Origin of the sequence: Priestia sp. JSM ZJ58 (genome assembly GCF_044383985.1) — a bacterium.
In the GTDB taxonomy this organism is placed as follows: domain Bacteria; phylum Bacillota; class Bacilli; order Bacillales; family Bacillaceae_H; genus Priestia; species Priestia zanthoxyli.
On record NZ_JBISEM010000001.1, the window covers coordinates 990,477 to 1,010,806 of the forward strand.

Genomic DNA, 20,330 nt, shown 5'->3' on the forward strand with positions numbered 1-20,330 from the left:
AATCCATCGTCTCAGGCGATGTGAAATAATGTATTTGAAGGAGGAGACCCAGATGAAGGTTATGAAGATGTTGGCTATTACGTTATTTAGTTTATGTTTAGTTGTCACACCAGCTGCTGCTGAAGTTCCGGGTGTCGACCATTCAATGAAACGGGGTGCTACACAAGGAATTGTAGCGGCATCTCACCCGCTGGCTGCTGAAGCGGGGAGGAAAGTGTTAGCTGAAGGCGGAAACGCTGTAGATGCGGCAGCGGCCATTCAACTATCTCTAAACGTTGTGGAACCGATGATGTCTGGTATCGGCGGCGGCGGTTTTATGATGATTTATGAAAAAAAGAAAGATAAAATTACGATGCTAGACAGCCGTGAAATGGCACCGGCTGATGTCACGCCTAAGCTGTTTTTAGATTCAAAAGGAAAAGTCATTCCTTTCAGTAAGCGTCACATAACAGGAAAAGCAGTTGGAGTTCCTGGTACGTTAAAAGGAGTAGAAACAGCCCTTGAAGATTATGGAACCATGGACTTATCAGATGTTATTAAACCTGCTATTACTCAAGCGGAACAAGGAATTAAAGTGAATTGGTCGATGGCTCAGTATATCGATGAAAATGCGGACAAGCTTGAAAGATACCAAACGGCCGGTAATGTATTTGTACCGAATGGCAAGCCGTTAAAAGAAGGAGATAAGCTTGTTCAGCCTGATCTTGCGAAAACATTAAAGCTTATTCAAAAAGAAGGGTCAGACGCTCTTTATAAAGGAGAAATTGGAAAAGCGCTTGTTAAAGAAGTTCAAAAACGCGATGGAAGCATGACCATGGATGATTTAAAAAATTATGTTGTAAAAGAACGCGAGCCGGTCAAAACAACTTATCGAGGCTACGATGTGGTTAGTGCGGCTCCTCCTAGCTCCGGCGGATTAACCGTGCAGCAAATTTTAAAGCTAATGGAAGGTTATGATGTAGAAAAAATGGGTTCCAATACGCCACAGTATTTGCAGCATTTAACGGAAGCGATGCACTTAGCTTTTGCGGACCGCGCGGCGTATATGGCAGATGAAGACTTTTACGAAGTGCCGAAAAAAGGCCTGTTAGATGAAGATTATATTAAAGAACGTCGTAAATTAATTAATCCAAATAAAGCAACGCCTAATGTTAAAGAAGGAGACCCTTGGAAATATGAAGGAAAAGAAAATCCAAATAAAGCAACGGTAACGGAAGAAAATCCAATCGGCCAAACGACTCATTTCTCTGTTGTAGACAAATGGGGAAACATGGTTTCTTACACGACTACCATTGAACAAGTTTTTGGTTCAGGAATTATGGTTCCTGACTACGGATTTATGCTCAACAATGAAATGACGGATTTTGATGCCACTCCGGGAGGCGTGAACCAGGTTGAGCCTAAAAAACGCCCTCGAAGCAGCATGTCTCCAACGATGCTGTTAAAAGACGGAAATCCGTTCATGGCAATTGGTTCACCGGGAGGCCCAACCATTATTGCGTCTGTAGCAGAAACGATTATGAATGTTATTGACCATAAGATGCCGATTCAAAAAGCGATTTTAACGCCTCGTATTTATTCAAGCGGCTATCCAACCGTAAGATGGGAACCTGGTTTTAGCCAAGATACACTCCTTGAAATGATGGCTAAAGGACATGCGTTTGAAGAAAAGCCAGAGCATATTGGAAATGTCCAAGCGGTTATCTATGACTATGAAACGGGGAAAATGTACGGAGGTGCTGATAATACGCGCCAAGGCACGGTATTAGGAGTAGACGCAATTAAATATGTATCCAAACAGCCAAAACCAATTAAAGAAGAGAAAAAAGGAGAGTTTACGGTCGAAGTCAACCGTGCCGTGTATCCATTTACTGATAAGCAAGTAAAACTGATTGATGGAAAGCCTTACGTTCAGTCCGACCGCCTGCTGCTAGGATTAGGCGTCATTGATTCGAGTGATTTAAAGCTGTATAAGCCAAATCACCACTCCTATTTATCGGTTATCAAAGTAGCCAAATCACTTGGCTACAAAGTGAAATGGGATGAAGAAAAGAAAGTAGTCTCATTAGAAAAAGATCCTGGTGAAAACGATACCGGCGATGATGAAGACGGAGACGTTATTACAAATTAAATGGGATAAAAGTAGCTTAGTTGAAGGAAGATCCGAACGCGTTTGATTCTTGATAGAGAATCTAAAGCGTTCGGATTTTTTATTGCGATGGTAAACGTAGGTTTCATTTATATATTGGCTCACTCCTTTTTAAGAAAGCAAATAAAATTGGCGATTTTAAACCAAACGACAAAAAAATTTGCGTAGTTTGCCAAAAAGTTGTAGAAATCGACAGTTTTTTTGGCATGTGTAAGAAAAACTGTGATAAAAAGACTGATAGAATGCTACAAACAAAGTTGGCATCATTTTTGCATAAGAAATAGATGAGGGGCTGTATCAATGAAAAAATACATAGTTAAATAAACGCCTATGTTTACTTCACACAGACTAACATGCAACGGAGGTATAGAAAATGAAAAAAGAAATTTCAATTATCGGTGTACCAATGGATTACGGGCAAACAAGAAGGGGCGTAGACATGGGGCCGAGCGCAATCCGCTATGCGGGCATGAATACACGCTTAGAAGCTCTTGGCTATACCGTACATGATGAAGGCGATATTAAAGTAGAGATTAAAGAACGGGCAGACGTGGATAAAAATACGAATTTGAAAAACTTAGCGGCTGTAGCCAGCGGAAATGAACAGCTTGCTGCAAGAGTTGAAGAAGTGAAAGAGCAAGACCGCTTTCCGTTAATATTAGGCGGAGATCACAGTATTGCAATTGGAACGCTTGCAGGAGTGGCGAAAGGTTCAGAAAATTTAGGCGTTATTTGGTATGATGCTCATGGTGATTTAAATACCGCTGAAACATCTCCATCGGGCAACATTCACGGCATGCCGTTAGCGGTGAGCCTGGGTATAGGACATCCTGTACTTTTAAATATTGGAGGGTATACACCAAAAATTAAACCTGAAAATCTAGTTATTATCGGTGCACGCTCACTAGATGATGGTGAAAAAGAGTTAATTAAAGAAAAAGGAATTAAAGTGTATACGATGCATGAAATTGATCGTTTAGGTATGACGCAAGTGATGAAAGAAACGATTGATTATTTAAGCGGTACAGACGGTGTGCACCTGTCGCTGGACTTAGACGGCTTAGATCCAGATGATGCACCAGGCGTAGGTACACCTGTAAAAGGCGGCATCAGCTACCGAGAAAGTCATTTAGCAATGGAAATGCTAGCGGAAGCAGACATGGTGACATCTGCTGAATTTGTAGAAGTGAACCCCATTTTAGATCAGCATAACAAAACTGCAGAAGTAGCGGTTGCGTTAATGAGTTCATTGTTTGGCGATAAGCTTTTATAGGAAAAAGCTACTTACAGGTATCGTGTGGAGAAAATCTGTTGTGATCCAAGAAACGGTCATGCAGGACTAAGCGGCTGCCATCTTCGTTACGGGGGTGGCGCCATTTGAAAATCATCCGGCACCAATTGACTTCAGTCAGGAAGAGCTGCCTAATAAGCGGCTATAAAAACAAAATAAACCTAAAAAAATGAAAGCGATTTCATTTTTGTGCAGCAAAGGGAGGAAATGGGATGAATATTCCACAGGGACAGCCAGGAGAATTAAAAAGAACGATGAAAACAAGGCATCTTTTTATGATATCACTAGGAGGATGTATTGGTACCGGTTTTTTTCTTGGTTCAGGTTATACCATCAATGAAGCAGGTCCGATGGGAGCAATGATTTCCTACTTAGTAGGAGGGATCATTATGTATCTAACGATGCTGTGTCTTGGAGAATTATCCGTTGCTATGCCAGTTGCAGGATCGTTTCAAACGTACTCCACTAAATTTATCGGCCCTGCAACAGGTTTTGCGATTGGATGGCTGTACTGGCTAGGATGGGCAGTAACGGTGGCACTTGAGTTTTTAGCTGCCGGACAATTAATGCAAAGATGGTTCCCAGGCTCGCCCGTTTGGTTATGGTGCGCCATTTTTGGAGCGTTAATTTTTTCACTAAATGCACTTTCAGCCAAAGCATTTGGTGAAACAGAATTTTGGTTTTCAAGCGTTAAAATTTTCGCCATCATTATGTTTATTGTGGTAGGCGGAGCGGCAATGTTTGGACTTATTGATATGAAAAGCGGACAGGAAGCACCGCTTCTATCAAACTTCTTTGCCGAAGGGCTGTTTCCAAACGGTGTAACGGCTTTACTGATTACAATGATTACGGTGAACTTTTCGTTTCAAGGAACAGAATTGATTGGAATTGCGGCGGGAGAAAGTGAAAATCCGGAAAAAACAATTCCAAAAGCGATCAAGCAAACGGTTTGGCGTACGCTTTTCTTTTTCGTCTTATCCGTGTTTGTCTTAGCAAGCATGATTCCTCGTGAAAAAGCAGGCGTTGTAGAAAGCCCGTTTGTTGTTGTGTTAGATAGTGTAGGTGTACCTTACGCGGCGGATATTATGAACTTTATCATTTTAACAGCTCTTCTTTCAGTCGCAAACTCTGGGTTTTACGCGGCTACACGTATGCTTTATTCTCTTTCAAGAGAAGGAATGGCAAGTCCTGCGCTTGGAAAAGTCAACAAAAGAGGTGTACCGTTTAATGCACTATTAATTACGCTTGTGATTTCATGCTTTTCGCTGCTTTCAAGCGTAGTGGCAGCTAAAACCGTTTTCGTATGGCTGATTTCACTCGCTGGACTTGGCGCTCAAATTGGCTGGATTGCGATTACAGCTTCACTGCTTGCATTCCGTCGTGCTTACGTGGCTAAAGGTGGAAAAGTAGAAGATCTGAAATTTAGAACACCTCTTTATCCGGTTCTGCCTATCGTAGCGCTTATTACGAACTGTATTGTTATGATCAGTCTTGCGTTTGATCCTGAGCAGCGAATGGCGTTATACTGCGGAGGTATCTTCTTTATAGGCTGTTATGTTTATTATTATTTGAAAATTCGAAAACAAAATCAGTCAAAACAGGAGCAAGAAGTTCAGCTTGCGGAAAATAAACGAATGATTATTTAACATAAAAACCCGAAAAATCATGATTTTTCGGGTTTTTTATGTACTTGTCTTTAGCTATCTAGTGTTGTATCTTCATTTTTACGGCGGCGAAGTCTCCATAGCGTGATAAGGGCAAGCAGTGTAAGAACGATACCGCTGCCGAGCAGGATATGACTCACTGTTTTATCCTGCTTTTTTTGGCCTTGTTCAAAATATTTCTTGTACATCGCCACCGCAGCTTTATTTTGCTTGTATTTTTTCGGAACGCTCATTTCTTTTCCTAGTTTCCAGCCGTCTTTATAAGCTTTTTGCTGTAAAGATTTCACATCTTTATTCGAATAAAAACCTGCTTTGTACCATTTTTCTAGTTGAGGCTTGTCCTGAAGACTTTTAGGCGCTCTATAGGTCTGATAAGTGAAAGCTGAGTCGTATCCATCTGCTTTTACGTCTTTTTGTTTTTGTTTCTGTCCTTTTTCATATCCTTGTTCAAAGGCTGTTTGCAATTCGCCCTCTGCTTCTGCAGGTACTTCGAGTGGAAGGTCGTGATAGCCTTGTACGTAGCCTTGCTTTTCAAACTGCTTTTTTTGCTGATTCAGTACTTCGGCTTGAGCGGTTTCAAAGCCTTCTGTAAAAGCCTGACGTGTGACATCCTCATCATCATACATGCTGGGAACACTCATCGAATCATTTTCAAGACCTTGTTCATAGCCTTCTTTTTTTGCTTTAACAGATAGGTCCATTAAAGAAATAGCTTTTTTGTAGCCTTGAACATAACCTTTATTCCAGTCGGATGACTTAGAAGGGAAAGGGTCGATTTCCGATTGAATAGTAGCATGTTTGTAATCAAGGACGCCTTGCTGATAGCCTTCCTCTTCGCCGGCAGCCATTTCATTTTCTTGTTCAGTCTTGAGTTCTTCCTCTTTTTGCTGCTGTCCTTTTTTATATCCTACCGTATACCCCATCATAAACCACGTGAATTCTTCAGAAGATTTGTCCAGTCCTGTTGTTTGATCGAACTGCTCGAATTTTTTCTGTGCGTATCCATCTTCTTCTCCGAGCGAATAGCCTTCTTGATAGAGAGAGTCAAAAATAGCTTTTACATCTTCAGTTGTATCCACGTCCGTTGACTGGTCCAAAACATCGGAAGAGGAATCCGGGGAATCAGGAGTAGCATAAGAAGAGATGGGGTCACTTGCAAGAATAAGTAAGCAAGCTGTACTAATAACGGCTAATTTTTTTTTCATCATTTCTTCACCTTTTAGTTCAAAGTTAATATTTATTTTGTAGTTTAAGCGTACAGCTTTCCATGAAGAAAGGCGTGTAAAAGTTTCTCCAATTATGAAAATTATAACATTTAAATGGAAAGGAGAATAGGTGGTAAAAAGGAGAAATATGTGTTTTTTACGGAGTTTTATTTTTGCTGCTGTTTTGCTTTTTTTACTTTAAATGAGCGGTAAAATACTTCAACTACAAAACAGAACAAAAGGAAAAAAAGGACAAATAATTCAGCAAACTCCATAACACGAAACGGACTGTAGGCATTTTGCAAGGCCATGGAAAAACTAAATCCTTGCATCATATCCACACCGATAGAAAATCCCATTAAGCATCCTAACAGCAAAGCTGATATCCAAACGATTTTCATATGTCTCACTCTCCGTTTTTATTTTTTTCTTAAAAACATTCTACTGATAGTTTTTGTTATTTTTTTGGTCTTACGCTTTGATTGTTCTATTAAAAATTGCATACAAAGCATTTATTTGGAAAAAGCTAAAAAAAAGAAAAGAAAGGTGTTTTTAATCGTGCCTTCTTTATTTAAAAATAAAAAAAGCAAAGACAATAAAAAGGAAACAGAAGGTTCGCTACCAGAGGAACAAGAACTGCTGATGCAGTCGCTTGAAGGTAATATAGCTAACATAAAAAAGCGAACGGGGAACAGCTCGGATATGGTGATCCGCTATATAAAAATTGGGGAAAGGGCAGTCATTCAAGCCGCTGTTATCTATATAGACGGAATTGTAGACAATCAGTCTATCCAAGAGCTTTTAGTAGACACCATGATGAAAGATGACGTGTTTTCTGAACCAATAACACCTCAAAATGCTTTTACGTTATTAAAAGAAGATGTAGTAGGAATTGGAGACATTGCGATTTTACATACGTGGAGTGAAGTGTTTCCCGCCTTGATGTCAGGAGACACGCTTATCTTGATAGATGGAAACAACCATGCGATGAGTGCAGGTACGAAAGGCGGGGAGTGGCGTTCCATTCAAGAACCGACTACACAGCTTGTCGTTCGGGGTTCTAAGGAAGGGTTCACGGAATCGATTGCTAAAAACATGCCCATGGTCAGGCGAATTATCAAATCGCCTGACTTATGGGTAGAAACGATGAAGATTGGGAAAGTAACGCAGACAGACGTTTCAATGATGTACATTAATGGGATTGCCAATGACAAAATCGTAAAAGAAGTAAAGAAGCGTCTTAACCAAATTAATATCGATAGCATTTTAGAATCAGGCTATGTAGAGCAGCTTATTGAAGACCAAACGTACACTACTTTTCCTACAATGTATCACACGGAGCGTCCCGATATCGTTGCAGGAAATCTCTTAGAAGGGCGTATTGCGATTTTTGTAGACGGAACGCCATTCGTGCTGATTGCACCTGCTGTCTTCATTCAGTTTTTTCAGTCTCCTGAAGATTATTATTCACGCTTTGATATTGCCACGTCGATTCGTTTTTTACGCATTCTTATTTTTTTTATTTCACTGATTGCACCGGCTACGTATGTAGCGATCACAACTTTTCATCAAGAAATGGTTCCGACGAAGCTGCTCATCGCCATTGCTGCACAGCGGGAAGATGTTCCGTTTCCTTCCTTGGTTGAAGCGCTCATTATGGAAGTCACATTTGAAATTTTGCGAGAAGCTGGTATTCGACTTCCAAGGGCGATCGGTTCTGCAGTTTCAATTGTAGGAGCGCTCGTGATTGGGCAAGCATCGGTTCAAGCAGGGATTGTATCTCCAGCGATGGTTATTGTTGTAGCGATGACGGCGATTGCAAGCTTTGCGACGCCTTCATTTGCCATTGCGATTTCTGCTCGGCTCATTCGCTTTGTTTTTATGATTGCAGCGGCTACTTTCGGGTTTTATGGCATTATCCTGTGCTTTTTAATGATGATTGTTCATCTCTGCAGTCTTCGTTCATTCGGTGTTCCATACATGACGCCTCTTGCTCCATTTATTCCGAGCAATTCAGGTGATACCATTGTTCGCATGCCGTGGTGGACGCTTAGACAAAGACCAAGGCTCATCAGTAGTGGAAATATGGTGAGAGAAGGAGACAACCAGCGCCCAATGCCTCCTAAAAGCCGGGGAATGGCAAACACTACGGTGAAAGAAGGCGATCAAAGTGATGCGTAAAGGGCTTTTATGTACAGTTATGGCATTTTCGATTTGCATCCTTTCAAGCTGCTGGAGCAGTAAGGAATTAACCGATTTAGCGATTGTCGCAGCGATGGGAATTGATAAAACAAAAGATGGTCAGTATCAAATCACGCTACAAATTATTAATCCAGGTAACGTAGCCGGCGGTCTTCAAGGCGGCGGGGGTGGTACCCAAAGTCCGTCTGTTTCCGTATACGGAGCAAAAGGCGCAAACTTAGTAGAAGCAAGCAGAAGAGCATCGAGCACGGTATCAAGAAGACTGTACTACGCTCATACAAACTTAATTGTGATCGGAGAAAGCCTAGCGAGAACGGAGGGCATTGATGTTATTATTGATGGCATTGACCGAGATCCGGAATTTCGAATTACATCTGATATGGTCATTGCAAACGGCGTAAAAGCTTCCAGTTTTGTAAAATCTCTTACGCCAATTGATAAAATTCCAGCTAATAAAGTCCTTAAAACGCTGGAACTCACCGAACAAAAGTGGGGAGAACATATGAAAGTATCGGCTCAAGAAGTTATGAAAAACCTTGAATCCCCGGGAAGTCAAGCGCTGATGTCAGGGTTTGGAATAAGAGGTAGCGCTCAAAAAGCCCAAACGCTGCAAAATCTTCAGCAAACTGCTCCTGAATCGACTCTTCGTGCAGAAGGACTCGGCATGTTTAAAGATGGGAAGTTGATTACATTTTTATATGGAAAAAAAGCGCGAGGCGTGATGTGGCTGCGGGATAAAGTGCAGGGAACAGATGTGAATATTTCATGGAAAGATAAAAAGAAAGCCATTGCTTATCAAGTCGTCCGTCAGCGAACAAATGTGAGTGCAAATATGGTAAACGGCAAACCAAAGATGATTGTACGAACTAGAGTAGAAGGAGATATTGGTGAAATGGAAGTACCTATAGATATTAAAAATCCATTTGTGATTCTTGATATTGAAAAAAAAATAGAAGCAGCGATTGAAAACGAAATAAAAGAAGCGTTTGCTTTTGCTCAAAAAAAACAGACGGATGTTGTGGGATTTGGAGACGTCGTGCACGAAAATTATCCGAGGCAGTGGAAAAGGCTTCAGCATGAGTGGAGCGATGTGTATTTTCCTGAAGTGGAGATGGATGTGAAAGTAGAAGCGTATGTAAGACGAGCAGGTTTGCGAAACAAGTCGTTTATGTCTGATGCGGTAAAACAACGCCAGTAAACAGGAGGGAGCAATGAGTGGAAAAAGTGAAAATTAGCTCTGTGCAGTTTTTTATTTTAATCGTCCTTTTTGAACATGGAAGCGCATTGCTCATTCCGCTTGCAATGGATGCAAAACAAGACGCCTGGCTTGCTATTTTACTCGGTATGTTTGGGAGCTTATTGCTTTACCTCATTTACTACCGGCTGTATAGGTACTATCCTAACATGCTGCCGACAGAATACATGCAAAAGCTGCTAGGGAAAGTCTTGGGATCTGCACTTGCTTTTTTATATTTGCTTCATTTTTCATATGCTGCCGCTCGCGTACTTCGTGATTTTGGAGAAATGCTGCTGACATTTGGCTACCCCGACAGCCCTTTGTTTGTCGTGAACGCGATGCTGATGCTGTTGATTATTTATACTGTGCACAAAGGACTTGAAGTAGTGGCTCGGGCAGGAGAGCTCATGTTTATTTTGATGTATATCTTGGCTGTAGCAGGATTTGTGCTTATTTTTGTTTCAGGATTAATTGATTTTACTTCTTTAAAACCGATACTTGGAGATGGGATTTGGCCGGTTTTAAAAACAGTCGCCACTCAGACTCTGTATATTCCGTATGGAGAAGCTGTTGTGTTTACGATGATTTTTCCATATGTAAAAGATCCTAAAAAAGTAAAGCTTGTAGGCCTTTGCGGCATTGTGTTAAGCGGCATTAATTTAGCAATTACAATGGCGATCAACGTGAGTGTATTAGGGATAGGGTTGACTAACAGGTCGGTCTTTCCGCTTTTAAGTACGGTAGAGAGCATTAGAGTAGCTGATTTTTTAGAGCGGCTAGACGTGTTTTTTATGATTGCGTTAGTCATTGGAGGGTTTGTTAAAATCAGCGTCTTTTTTTACGCGGTAATTGTGGGGCTTTCCACGCTGTTTAAGGTAAAACGACCTTCTGCGCTGACATATCCTGTTGGCACGGTGATTTTATTTTTTTCTCTGACGATTGCAAGTAATTTTCAAGAGCATTTAAAAGAAGGCTTAACGATTATGCCGGTGCTACTTTTTATCCCTTTTCACGTAGTGATTCCGCTTACGCTGCTCTGTATAGCCTTTATTAAACATCGCATAAAAAAAACAAAAGCGCTGCAGCCATCCTAATGGCTGCAGCGCATTCGTCTGCGATCCTCTACTGCAAGTGCAGCTGTTCCCGCTCTTTTTTTACTTGTTCTAGCTGTGAAATCGTAACAAGCTGATATCCTTGTGCGTGAAGCTGCTTCATAATTTCAACCGCTGCTTCGGCACTTGTTTGATAAATATCATGCATTAAAATAACTTTTCCGTCTCCGACTTGGCTCATAACTGCTTGAACGGAGTGAGGAACGTTTCGATATTTCCAGTCTTCAGGATCGATATCCCATAGAGTCACGCCAACATTTCCGACATAACGTCTTACATTTGCATTCACAGCTCCATAAGGAGGACGTACATGCAGTGGTTCATAGCCGCTCACTTGTTTAATAAGGGCTTGGGTATCGCCTATTTGGTGTTTGACCTGCGCTTCATTTAAACGTGTGAGCTGAGGGTGGTCCCAAGAGTGATTTCCGACTTCGTTGCCTTCCTTCACCATACGTTCGATTGTTTCAGGATAATATTGAACGCGGCTTCCTAACACAAAAAAGGTAGCGTGTCCGTTCACTTCTTTTAATCCATCTAAAATCACATTGGTAGATGCAGGGTTAGGTCCATCATCAAAGGTCATCGCAACGACTTTTTTAGTTGGATCAATAGGCGCTCCTTGCTGCGGCATTTCGTTAACGATATGTTTTGGAGGCGTTTCTTTGACTTTATTTTTATTTGCTGCTTCGTCTTTGTAAGCATCGCTCAGCATGTCTTTAAATAAATCTTTTTGGATAGCGATCGTTTTGGTTTTCGTTTGTTCAGCACCTAGCTGATAAGGCTTAAAGTAGATCACAATACTGTTTTCAAGCAGCGCAAACTGACTGAAATTTTGATTGGCTGCCTGAGTTCCTTTTTGAAGGCCCGGGTCAAAATCAGCTTTTTTCATTTGTTTTTTTAATTCAGCATATGAAATAGCCGAAAGGCGATCTAAATAGTTTGCATTCTCGTTAAATAAATCTTTTAACGTCATTTGTTTTTGAGCAGGCAGGTCAAATGTAAAGGTTTTGAGAGAAGACGTTCCTTTCTCTCCATTTACAGATTCATATTCATCAAAGACAACGCTTAGCGTTTGCTTGCTGTAATGGACGATTTTATATGTAATCGTTAATTCAGATTTTTTCTTTTTTGACTGCTTCTTCAGCTTTTTTTCATAGTGTGCCACTTGATCTATTACGTAAGCTTGAATGGATTGATCAATTTCTTTTTTACCAAAGGAAGGGTAGCTAATGGCATAGCCTCCGTCGGTAAGGTCCTTAACTAGCGTTTGAATTTCAACGTCTGGATAGGTTTGATCTGTTTGAATACTTGCCGTTTTTTTCTCTGTACTGTTTGCTTTGACGATATACCCTGCTGTACCAAGAAACAAAATACAGCATCCAAGCAGTGTCAAAATACGTTTGTAGCCCATGGTTTTCATGTAGTAATATTCCCCTTTTTGTATATATCTACCTAATAGACGCATGAGACCATCATTTAGTTTTACTTTTTTTTAAAAAAAACCAAACTATTTTTCTACTCATTCCGTCTACCTTATAGATGTACTTCAGCAAGAGAAAATAGAAGGGGTATGAAAGACAATGAAAAAACACGATGCACATCAGATGCTCGTAGCATGCATAACCGAGCATAAAGCAGATTTTTACCGGCTTGCTTTTAGCTATGTAAAAAATCAAGAAGATGCGCTTGATATTGTGCAAGAATCGATTAAAAAAGCACTCATTTCAATAGACAGTATCAAAGATATTCAATCGATTAACAGCTGGCTTTATAAAATTGTTGTACGAACAGCAATCGATTTCCTGCGTAAGCATAAACGTTTAACGCTTATGGGCGATGAAGAGCTTGAGTATCTGAGCAGCGGACGTGAAGATCAGTATGAAGATATTGATTTAAAGCAAGCAATGGATCAGCTGCCGATTAAATATAAGACCATTATTATTCTGCGGTTTTTCGAAGATTTAAAAATGGACGAAATTGCGGAAATCATTGAGGAAAATGTAAATACAGTAAAGACAAGGCTATACAGAGCGTTGAACCTGTTGCGGATTACGATGACGGAGGAGGACTTAGAACAATGAATGAAAAAATAGAAAAGTTAAAGAAGCAGTATCATGACATTCCTATTCCAGACGAATTAGATGGTGTTGTTGCACAGGCACTTTTTTCACACCCTCGTAAAAAGAAATTCTATATTTGGCCGAGCTCGATTGCGGCAGCAGCGATGATTTTTATCACAACGGTGAATGTAAGTCCAGATGCGGCAAATGCAATGGCAAAAATTCCTGTACTGGGAAAAGTAGTAGAAGTAATTACATTTGAGGAACTAAAACAAGAAGAAAAGCATTCTCGTATTGACGTGAAAACACCATCGATTTCAGGCTTGGAAAACAAAGGTCTTCAAACAAACTTAAATGAAAAGTATATAAAAGAAAATGAACAGCTGTATGAACAGTTTAAAAAAGAGATGAAAACATTACGAAAAGAAGAGAAAGGAAACGTGGCTGTCAGCAGCGGCTATGATATTATGACGGATACTGATGATTTGCTTGTGGTTCATCGATATGTGGAAGAATCGAGAGCTTCAACGTCGAGCGTTAATCAGTACGACACGATTGATAAAAAACACGAAGTGCTCGTTACGCTTCCAAGTTTGTTCAAAGATAAAAGCTATATAAAGGTCATTAGTGAAAATATTAAACAGCAAATGAAAGATCAAATGAAGCATGAAGAAGGCAAAATCTATTGGCTGACTGAAGAAGATATGGATCCTTTTAAAGAGATTGCTGAAAATCAAAGCTTCTACATTACAAAAGATCACAAGCTTAGAATTGTATTTGATAAATACAAAGTCGCTCCAGGATATATGGGAAACATTGAGTTTGAAATTCCAACGGACGTTATTTCAAACCTTCTAGTTGGTAAACGGTATATTCATTAAAAACCAGGCGTGAACACTGAACGTTCACGCCTGGTTTTTACATAAAGAAACGTTTAAATTTATTTTTATGCAAAATAAGTTGAAATATATAAGCAATCATGTATAATATTCTGTATATATTTTCATTCTTTTTATTTATAAAGTCTTAGGGACAAATGATGTGAACGGTTGCATTTCTAGAGAGGAAGTGAAGAGGTGAAACGCACGTTAAATCAAGATACGATTAAAGATGCCATGCTGTTTAATCAGCTTGTGATGCAAGTAAGCAAAGCTCTTTGGAAGTCTACTGAAAAGGATTGGGAACAGTGGGTTAAGCCGTACGATCTGAGCATTAATGAGCATCACATTTTAGGGATTGCTTATCAGCTGGAAATTGCGTCGATGACCGACATTTCAAAGCTAGGCGTCATGCATTTATCCACAGCTTTTAACTTTGCAAAAAAATTGCACCTGCGGGGCTATCTTACCCTTTCTAAAAATGAGAAAGATAAGCGGAATACATACGTGCAGCTCACAGAAGAAGGAAAAAAGATGTTTTTAAAAACGATCGAGGATTATAACCCTCTTGAAAATCCTTTGTTTCAAGGAGCGATGCCGCTGCGAGATGTTTATGGAGAGCTGCCTGACTTTGTTGAGCTGACGGCTCTGATTCGAAGCATATACGGAGATGATTTTGTCCAGTTCATCGAACGTTCTTCTCAAGAGCCCGCTAGCTTGAAAAAATAAAAAAGCCTTCTTGTGCAAGCTGAGAAGGCTTTTTTGCATATCAACTTTTTTCAGTTAACCGTTCAAGTTCTTCTGAGGAATGGGCCATCTTCTCAATCCGCAGAGATAGCTGCTTCATTGCGTCAGCGATTTTATCAAGCTCTTTTTTTTGTTAGAACGGTTTGCTGTTTGTTCTCGGTTGTTATGCTAAGGACGTTCGTGAAAAAAGAAGTAATGTTGTTCATATTGTCAGCTGTATCTTTTGTTAATGTAGCGACTTCTCCACCTAACGCCGAAACGCTTTCGATTTGTTTTTGAATGTCTCCGATAAAAGTAGAAATATTAGAAATCGATTTCTTCGTTTCTTCTGCAAGCTTCCGTACTTCCTGTGCCACCACTGCAAATCCTTTTCCATGCTCACCTGCTCGAGCAGACTCAATCGAAGCGTTTAATGCCAATAAATTCGTTTGCTCCGCAATAGAAGTAACAATGGAAACAATTTGATGAATTTGCTGTGATGTATGTTCGAGCGTTTTCATTTTGTTTTGAATGAGCGACGTATTTTTTTGTATGCTTCCAAGCATGTTTTGTTCTTCTTTTAATTTTGCTTGACTCGTAACGGATTCCTTCTCAATGACTTCTGCTAGTTCAGAGCTTTTGTTTGCATAAGAAACGACGTCAGAAGACTGACTGTGCATTTGATTCATAAATTTCTTCGTTTCTTCAGATAACGAAGAAAGGATAGATGATGTACGAGAGATTTCTAGCTGAATTTTCTCTTTTTGAGTCTGAAGTCCAGCGCGCTGCTCGTCATATTCAAGCTCATAGGCTTTTAACACAATTTGCTGTTCTAGACTAATAAGTTTTGTCATACTTGCGATAAAAGCTAGACATTCTTCTTTTGATTCCATCGTACGTTCACATACTGAAAGAAGCGACGTAAATAAATTTTGGAATGCGCACAAATACCAGTTTGGCTCAAGTCCAATTTTAACGTGCATCTTGGAAATTTTTTGACGTTTTACCACAAAAGCGTCGTCTATTTGTCCATCAAACATTTCTAAGATGTGCTGTTTTAACGTTTGTTTTAATGCATGGACGCTGCTGTGCTTTTCGATAATCGCAACCAAATGAGCCTGTTCGCCAATAGCTTTATAAAAATCATTCACGATTTCTTCGATGGCGTTCAGCGCGTGAACTTGAAATCTGGCAATTCGTTCGAGATCCTCTGCTGTTAAGGAAATCATGTTAATCTGCTTTTTTATCATCGGATCCGATACATGAAGCTTTACAGTGATGGATTCGACAGCCGCGGCTTCGGCGTGCACGTTGTTTCGTTTAAACCAATTCATGTTTATCACCTTTATTTGCTAGAATAGTTGTTTTTCTCTTCTTCTTATATTTCGGCGTTTTACGTCCAAGAGTTGAGGCTGTTTAAAAAGATTGTTATCAAATTGTTATCTTCTATTAATTGAATTGTTATCCGCAGATGGTATGGTTGTACGGTGCTTAAAACATGATTCGGGGAGGAAACGAAATGAAAAAAATGCTATCGGCGCTTCTTGTAGGAGGAGCTTTATTTGCAAGTCCGGCAATGGGACATGCTGCGTTTGGCGACATGGTTTTAAAACAAGGGATGACAAATGATGATGTTGAACAAGTTAAAACGGTGTTAAAAGATAAAGGATTTTTAAAAGGCGAAGTATCGCGTTATTTTAATTATGAAACAAAAAAAGCGGTTATGGCTTTTCAAGAGAAACATAACCTAGAAGCAGATGGAATTGTTGGAGAGAATACATACAATGCATTAGGTAAAGGCGGCGTTGTAGAAGGCGAATCAGAAGTGAATACGGATAAAGTAATCAGCAAAGCAAAATCCTTAATGGGCACGCCGTACAAATGGGGCGGCACTACACCTTCAGGATTTGACTGCAGCGGATATCTTCAGTATGTATATAAAGAAAGCGTAGGCGTTGATATTCCAAGAACGGTTGAAGATATCTATAAAGCAGGTGAAAATGTAAGTGAACCGCAGGTAGGAGATCTTGTGTTCTTTGAAACGTACAAAGAAGGTCCTTCTCATGCAGGTATTTATCTTGGAGACGGAAAGTTTATTAACGCATCGTCTTCTAAAGGCGTTACAATTAGCGATAAAAATTCAAGCTATTGGAAAGAGCGCTATATAGGAGCAAAGCGTATTGCAGCCAACTGATTCTTCATTTAATAGATAAGAAAAGACAAAGCTTAGGAGCTTTGTCTTTTTTTGTTTGGGTTTCAATAGGTAGGAGGAAGTAGGGAATAATCCTATGCAAAACGGGCTGGTCATGTGCGTATTTGTATAACAATGTGATAAAAGTTCTGTCACCTTTATGATAAAGCTTGTATATATTGGTAAAGTAATCTCTTAAGTTACGTCAATGGTTGTAGGTAATTTGAAGGGAGAACCGTATAAAAAGGAGGAACAAAATTTATGTTTTTTTGTTGTTACCGTCGCTATGTAGAAAAGATAAAACACCTGTTGTTTTCAAATCGATTTGCTGAATTTATTCAGGAAAACACAAAGAAAGCGGTAGAAGAAGTCGTTTATTCTGACACGTTCAAAGAATACGTAATAAATATTATTAAAGAATCTCAAGAATCACCTTTTAAAGAAATTGCCGAGCAGTATATTGGAAAAGAAGTTGTGATTGAAACAACGGCTGGTCCACTAGAAGGTGTTGTGATATTTGTAGGAGATGATTATTTAGAATTAGTAGAGTCTCCAACATCAACAGTATTACTTCCATTTACAAGCATTGTTACTATTCAAAGCGCTTAAACGAAAGGAGAGAAAAGTATGTTTCAAGATGCATTAAGAGAAAATGTGGGTTCATTTGTGCAAATCATCACAGCTATCGACGTTATTAATGGAACACTGCTTGCTGTTACGGACGCAGCGGCTGTTGTGCGTACATCAAGCTCATATGGTGAGCCCACGGACGTAACCATCCCACTAGTAGCCATCACGTATGTTCGAATTTTCAGCGGAGTTGAGTGAGATTGAAAGTATCAGTCATTATTCCAGTCTGTAACGAAGAAGATTCATTATTACCTGTGCTTAAAGAAGCTCAAAAAATAAAGCCGTTAGAAATTATTGTCGTAGTAAATGGATCTAGTGATGCAACTAAGGCAATAGCCGAGGGTGCAGGGTGCCGCGTCATTTACTATGAAGAAGCTCTAGGTATTAATATTGGAAGAGCCATTGGGGCTAAAAAAGCAAAAGGAGATATTTTGCTTTTTTTGGACGGAGATATAGCGGTTTCTCATGAGGAGCTGATGAAATATACTCAAGCTATAGAAACCGGTCATGATATCGCTTTAAATAATCTAACATGGATTATGAAACGAAAGGTGCGTCCTCATCCTGTTTCTGTTGCCAAATATATGCTGAACTTGTGCTTACAGCGTGAAGATTTATCTGTTCAAGCCTTAACAGCTATTCCTCATGCCATCAAAAAAACATCAGCAGCTAAAATCGGATACGAAAACTTAGCTCATCCACCCCTCGCTCATACGATTGCTCTTTTAAAAGGAATGTCAATTGTTGCACCGTGTTCTTCAGACGTTATTTATACAAACAAGATTCGAAACACTCATAAAACCATTCCTACCAATTCCCCTTTTCCTATTTCCACTAACTATATCATTGGAGATCACATTAAAGCGTTAGCTCATCTTATTGAAGAAAAAGGAATAAGAGGCGGACTAACAGACGGCAATCGAAACCGAGAAGTTGTTTCCGCTTATACACCAAGCGTGAAGCGGAAAGCAGGCGTTAAGTACAGTGCCGTTATTCCAGTAGGTGAAGAAAAAGAAACGATTGCAAGCGTGATCCAAGAAGTGAAAAAAGCAGGAGTGGAAGAAATCATCGTGGTTGCTAACGGAGCCGATGAAGTGACGGTTAAGCGAGCAATTGAAGCGGGTGCTACTGTTCTTCATTACAAGCAGCGGCTTGGACATAATGTACCTCGAGCAATCGGTGCCATGTACAGCAGCGGTGAAGTTTGCTTGTTCGTAGATGGGGATATCGTCATTTCTGCAGAAAATTTACGTCCGTATCTAGAAGCAGCTGATCAAGGAATTGATGTAGCGCTTAATAATTTAGAGTGTCTGCTGGATGAAGTGCATCCTATTCACTCTGTAAGTGCGGCGAAATATTTTCTTAATATCATTTGCAAACGTCCCGATTTGACAATCAATACAACGACGGCGATTCCGCATGCAATTAAACGGGATGTAATGGAGAAAGTTGGCTACGAATCTCTTATTATTCCACCTTTATTTCAATTAAAAAGTATTATGTACGGCTTTATGGTTCAGCCCGTTCATTTTGTTGATGTGGCGCGAACGAACCGGATTCGAAAGGAGCACATGAAAGTCAAAGGTTTGGCGGCATCAACGCAGCGCATTCTAGGAGATTATGTTGAGGCCCTTGCATACTATATTAGCCAAACAAGTGAAAGAGGCGAGTTTCTTCCGGACATACGAAGACATGATATCTTGTTTGAGGTGTTGAAGAATGAATAAAAAAGTTGCTGTTATTGGTCTTGGCTATGTTGGATTGCCGCTTGCTCTTTTATTTGCAAAGAAAAACTATAGCGTCGTTGGTCTTGATATTGACGCACGAAAAATTGAGGCGCTAAAACAAGGGAAAAGCTATATTCCAGATGTGCATAGTGATGTGATTCAAAGCGAGAAAAATTTTGAAGCATATGAGTTACAAAAAGGTATCTCTGCATTTCAAGCATGCGATTATGTAGTTGTGACCGTGCCAACTCCTATTACAGAAAATCATAACCCCGATCTAGGACCAGTCATTAGCGCATCTGCATTCTTAAAAGAACAGATGGTAAAAGGGCAAACCGTTATTTATGAAAGCTCTACTTACCCAGGCACGCTTGAAGAAGTCGTGTTGCCTATTTTGAAAGATTCCAACTTACAGGCAGGTAAAGATTTTTATCTAGCTTATTCTCCAGAACGAGTTGATCCGGCAAACAAATCATACGATATTGAGCATATTCCAAAAGTAATTAGCGGCTACAGCAAAGACTGCCTTCATCACGTGCAGACGTTTTATGAAAGTATTTTTCAACAGGTGGTGCCTGTTTCTTCTCCAAAAGTAGCAGAAATGTGCAAACTGTTTGAAAACATTCAGCGCCTGGTCAATATTTCGTTGGTGAACGAAACAAACGAGCTGTGTGAGGAATTAGGAATAGACTTTTATGAGGTCTTACAAGCTGCATCTACTAAGCCATTTGGATTCACTCCTTATTATCCAGGTCCTGGAATTGGAGGACACTGCATACCCGTTGATCCGCTTTATTTCCTATGGAAACTAAAGCAAAATGGCTTAACGAGCGAACTTATTGAAGCCGCTCATCATATTAATGAAGAAATGCCAAATAAAGTGATTAGACGTGTTGAAAAGCAGCTGGCAGCAAATGAGAAACGAGTGTTTGTTGTAGGCATGGCGTATAAAAAAGATGTAAATGATATGCGTGAATCGCCGGCGCTGACGGTATGTGAAGGTCTTTTAGCAAAAGGATATGAGCTGACGTATCATGACCCTTATATTGACTCCGCTATATTAAATAAGCAAACGTATTTTTCTGTACCGCTGACAAAAGAAGAAGTTGAAAAAAGCGATATTGTACTTGTATTAACCGATCACAGTCAAATCGATTGGTCAATTGTAAAATACGCAAAAAAAGTTGTGGATACAAGAGGTATTTTAAATGAATGAAACCGCTGAATTGTTCAGTGGTTCTTTTTTTAGGGGGGATAT

18 protein-coding genes are annotated in these 20,330 nt (G+C 39.9%); 14 read left to right on the forward strand and 4 right to left on the reverse strand.

Translation table 11 applies throughout. From position 1 onward, the window contains the following. The first annotated feature begins 52 nt into the window (after window positions 1-52). The 3 genes from ggt to ACH6EI_RS05060 all read left to right on the forward strand — a co-directional run bounded on the left by ggt (window position 53) and on the right by ACH6EI_RS05060 (window position 5,086). Complete coding sequence (gene ggt, locus ACH6EI_RS05050; protein ID WP_028415011.1) at window positions 53-2,131, forward strand: gamma-glutamyltransferase; 2,079 nt, start codon at window positions 53-55, stop codon at window positions 2,129-2,131. A 391-nt stretch (window positions 2,132-2,522) separates the two neighbouring features. Further along, the gene (gene rocF / locus ACH6EI_RS05055; RefSeq protein WP_034270538.1) at window positions 2,523-3,422 is read left to right on the forward strand and encodes an arginase; all 900 of its coding nucleotides are present in this window, start codon (window positions 2,523-2,525) and stop codon (window positions 3,420-3,422) included. A 230-nt stretch (window positions 3,423-3,652) separates the two neighbouring features. Then, window positions 3,653-5,086: an amino acid permease gene (locus ACH6EI_RS05060; RefSeq protein WP_028415010.1), complete on the forward strand. Its 1,434-nt coding sequence runs from the start codon at window positions 3,653-3,655 to the stop codon at window positions 5,084-5,086. A 50-nt stretch (window positions 5,087-5,136) separates the two neighbouring features. Here ACH6EI_RS05060 and ACH6EI_RS05065 read toward each other — a convergent pair whose 3' ends face one another. Together ACH6EI_RS05065 and ACH6EI_RS05070 are read right to left on the reverse strand one after the other, a co-directional pair. Next, window positions 5,137-6,309: a hypothetical protein gene (locus ACH6EI_RS05065; RefSeq protein ID WP_223546227.1), complete on the reverse strand. Its 1,173-nt coding sequence runs from the start codon at window positions 6,307-6,309 to the stop codon at window positions 5,137-5,139. Window positions 6,310-6,476: 167 nt separating this feature from the next. Beyond that, a complete protein-coding gene (locus tag ACH6EI_RS05070; protein WP_028415008.1) occupies window positions 6,477-6,710 on the reverse strand; it encodes a YczF family membrane protein in 234 nt (77 codons plus the stop codon). Between the two features lie 157 nt (window positions 6,711-6,867). On the opposite strand from ACH6EI_RS05070, the gene ACH6EI_RS05075 reads away from it, so the two are divergent. From ACH6EI_RS05075 to ACH6EI_RS05085, 3 genes are read left to right on the forward strand one after another with little or no spacing between them, the layout of a single operon-like run. After that, on the forward strand, window positions 6,868-8,490 hold the full coding sequence (locus ACH6EI_RS05075; RefSeq protein ID WP_108674283.1) for a spore germination protein: 1,623 nt from the start codon (window positions 6,868-6,870) through the stop codon (window positions 8,488-8,490). Beyond that, complete coding sequence (locus tag ACH6EI_RS05080; RefSeq protein ID WP_394530442.1) at window positions 8,480-9,709, forward strand: Ger(x)C family spore germination protein; 1,230 nt, start codon at window positions 8,480-8,482, stop codon at window positions 9,707-9,709. The genes ACH6EI_RS05075 and ACH6EI_RS05080 overlap by 11 nt, the downstream gene beginning before the upstream one ends. A gap of 17 nt (window positions 9,710-9,726) precedes the next feature. After that, the gene (locus ACH6EI_RS05085) at window positions 9,727-10,842 is read left to right on the forward strand and encodes a GerAB/ArcD/ProY family transporter (protein WP_028415005.1); all 1,116 of its coding nucleotides are present in this window, start codon (window positions 9,727-9,729) and stop codon (window positions 10,840-10,842) included. 28 nt (window positions 10,843-10,870) lie between these two features. Here the strand turns inward: ACH6EI_RS05085 and ACH6EI_RS05090 are convergent, their stop codons facing one another. After that, a complete protein-coding gene (locus ACH6EI_RS05090) occupies window positions 10,871-12,280 on the reverse strand; it encodes a polysaccharide deacetylase family protein (protein WP_108674282.1) in 1,410 nt (469 codons plus the stop codon). A 160-nt stretch (window positions 12,281-12,440) separates the two neighbouring features. Here ACH6EI_RS05090 and ACH6EI_RS05095 point away from each other — a divergent pair, with 160 nt between their 5' ends. The 3 genes from ACH6EI_RS05095 to ACH6EI_RS05105 all read left to right on the forward strand — a co-directional run bounded on the left by ACH6EI_RS05095 (window position 12,441) and on the right by ACH6EI_RS05105 (window position 14,527). After that, entirely contained in the window at window positions 12,441-12,941 is a 501-nt protein-coding gene (locus ACH6EI_RS05095; protein ID WP_028415003.1) for an RNA polymerase sigma factor SigV, read from the forward strand. Then, on the forward strand, window positions 12,938-13,801 hold the full coding sequence (gene rsiV, locus ACH6EI_RS05100; protein ID WP_098999632.1) for an anti-sigma-V factor RsiV: 864 nt from the start codon (window positions 12,938-12,940) through the stop codon (window positions 13,799-13,801). Before ACH6EI_RS05095 ends, rsiV begins: the two co-directional genes overlap by 4 nt. A 195-nt stretch (window positions 13,802-13,996) precedes the next feature. Then, window positions 13,997-14,527 (forward strand): HTH-type transcriptional regulator Hpr, encoded by a 531-nt coding sequence (locus tag ACH6EI_RS05105; protein ID WP_028415001.1) that lies wholly within the window; start codon window positions 13,997-13,999, stop codon window positions 14,525-14,527. A 134-nt stretch (window positions 14,528-14,661) separates the two neighbouring features. Here the strand turns inward: ACH6EI_RS05105 and ACH6EI_RS05110 are convergent, their stop codons facing one another. Then, window positions 14,662-15,858, reverse strand: a complete 1,197-nt coding sequence (locus ACH6EI_RS05110; protein WP_397376906.1) for a protoglobin domain-containing protein — start codon at window positions 15,856-15,858, stop codon at window positions 14,662-14,664. Window positions 15,859-16,043: 185 nt separating this feature from the next. On the opposite strand from ACH6EI_RS05110, the gene ACH6EI_RS05115 reads away from it, so the two are divergent. The 5 genes from ACH6EI_RS05115 (at window position 16,044) to ACH6EI_RS05135 (ending at window position 20,288) form a co-directional block, all read left to right on the forward strand. Beyond that, complete coding sequence (locus ACH6EI_RS05115) at window positions 16,044-16,718, forward strand: C40 family peptidase (RefSeq protein ID WP_099331234.1); 675 nt, start codon at window positions 16,044-16,046, stop codon at window positions 16,716-16,718. A 258-nt stretch (window positions 16,719-16,976) separates the two neighbouring features. After that, on the forward strand, window positions 16,977-17,324 hold the full coding sequence (locus ACH6EI_RS05120) for a DUF2642 domain-containing protein (RefSeq protein ID WP_028414998.1): 348 nt from the start codon (window positions 16,977-16,979) through the stop codon (window positions 17,322-17,324). An 18-nt stretch (window positions 17,325-17,342) separates the two neighbouring features. Continuing rightward, the gene (locus tag ACH6EI_RS05125; protein ID WP_014458685.1) at window positions 17,343-17,543 is read left to right on the forward strand and encodes a hypothetical protein; all 201 of its coding nucleotides are present in this window, start codon (window positions 17,343-17,345) and stop codon (window positions 17,541-17,543) included. Between the two features lie 2 nt (window positions 17,544-17,545). Beyond that, window positions 17,546-19,072 (forward strand): glycosyltransferase family 2 protein, encoded by a 1,527-nt coding sequence (locus ACH6EI_RS05130; protein ID WP_099331233.1) that lies wholly within the window; start codon window positions 17,546-17,548, stop codon window positions 19,070-19,072. Further along, window positions 19,065-20,288 carry a nucleotide sugar dehydrogenase gene (locus ACH6EI_RS05135; RefSeq protein WP_042991958.1) on the forward strand — a complete coding sequence of 408 codons (1,224 nt, stop codon included), beginning with the start codon at window positions 19,065-19,067 and terminating at the stop codon, window positions 20,286-20,288. The genes ACH6EI_RS05130 and ACH6EI_RS05135 overlap by 8 nt, the downstream gene beginning before the upstream one ends. The last annotated feature ends 42 nt before the right edge of the window (window positions 20,289-20,330 follow it).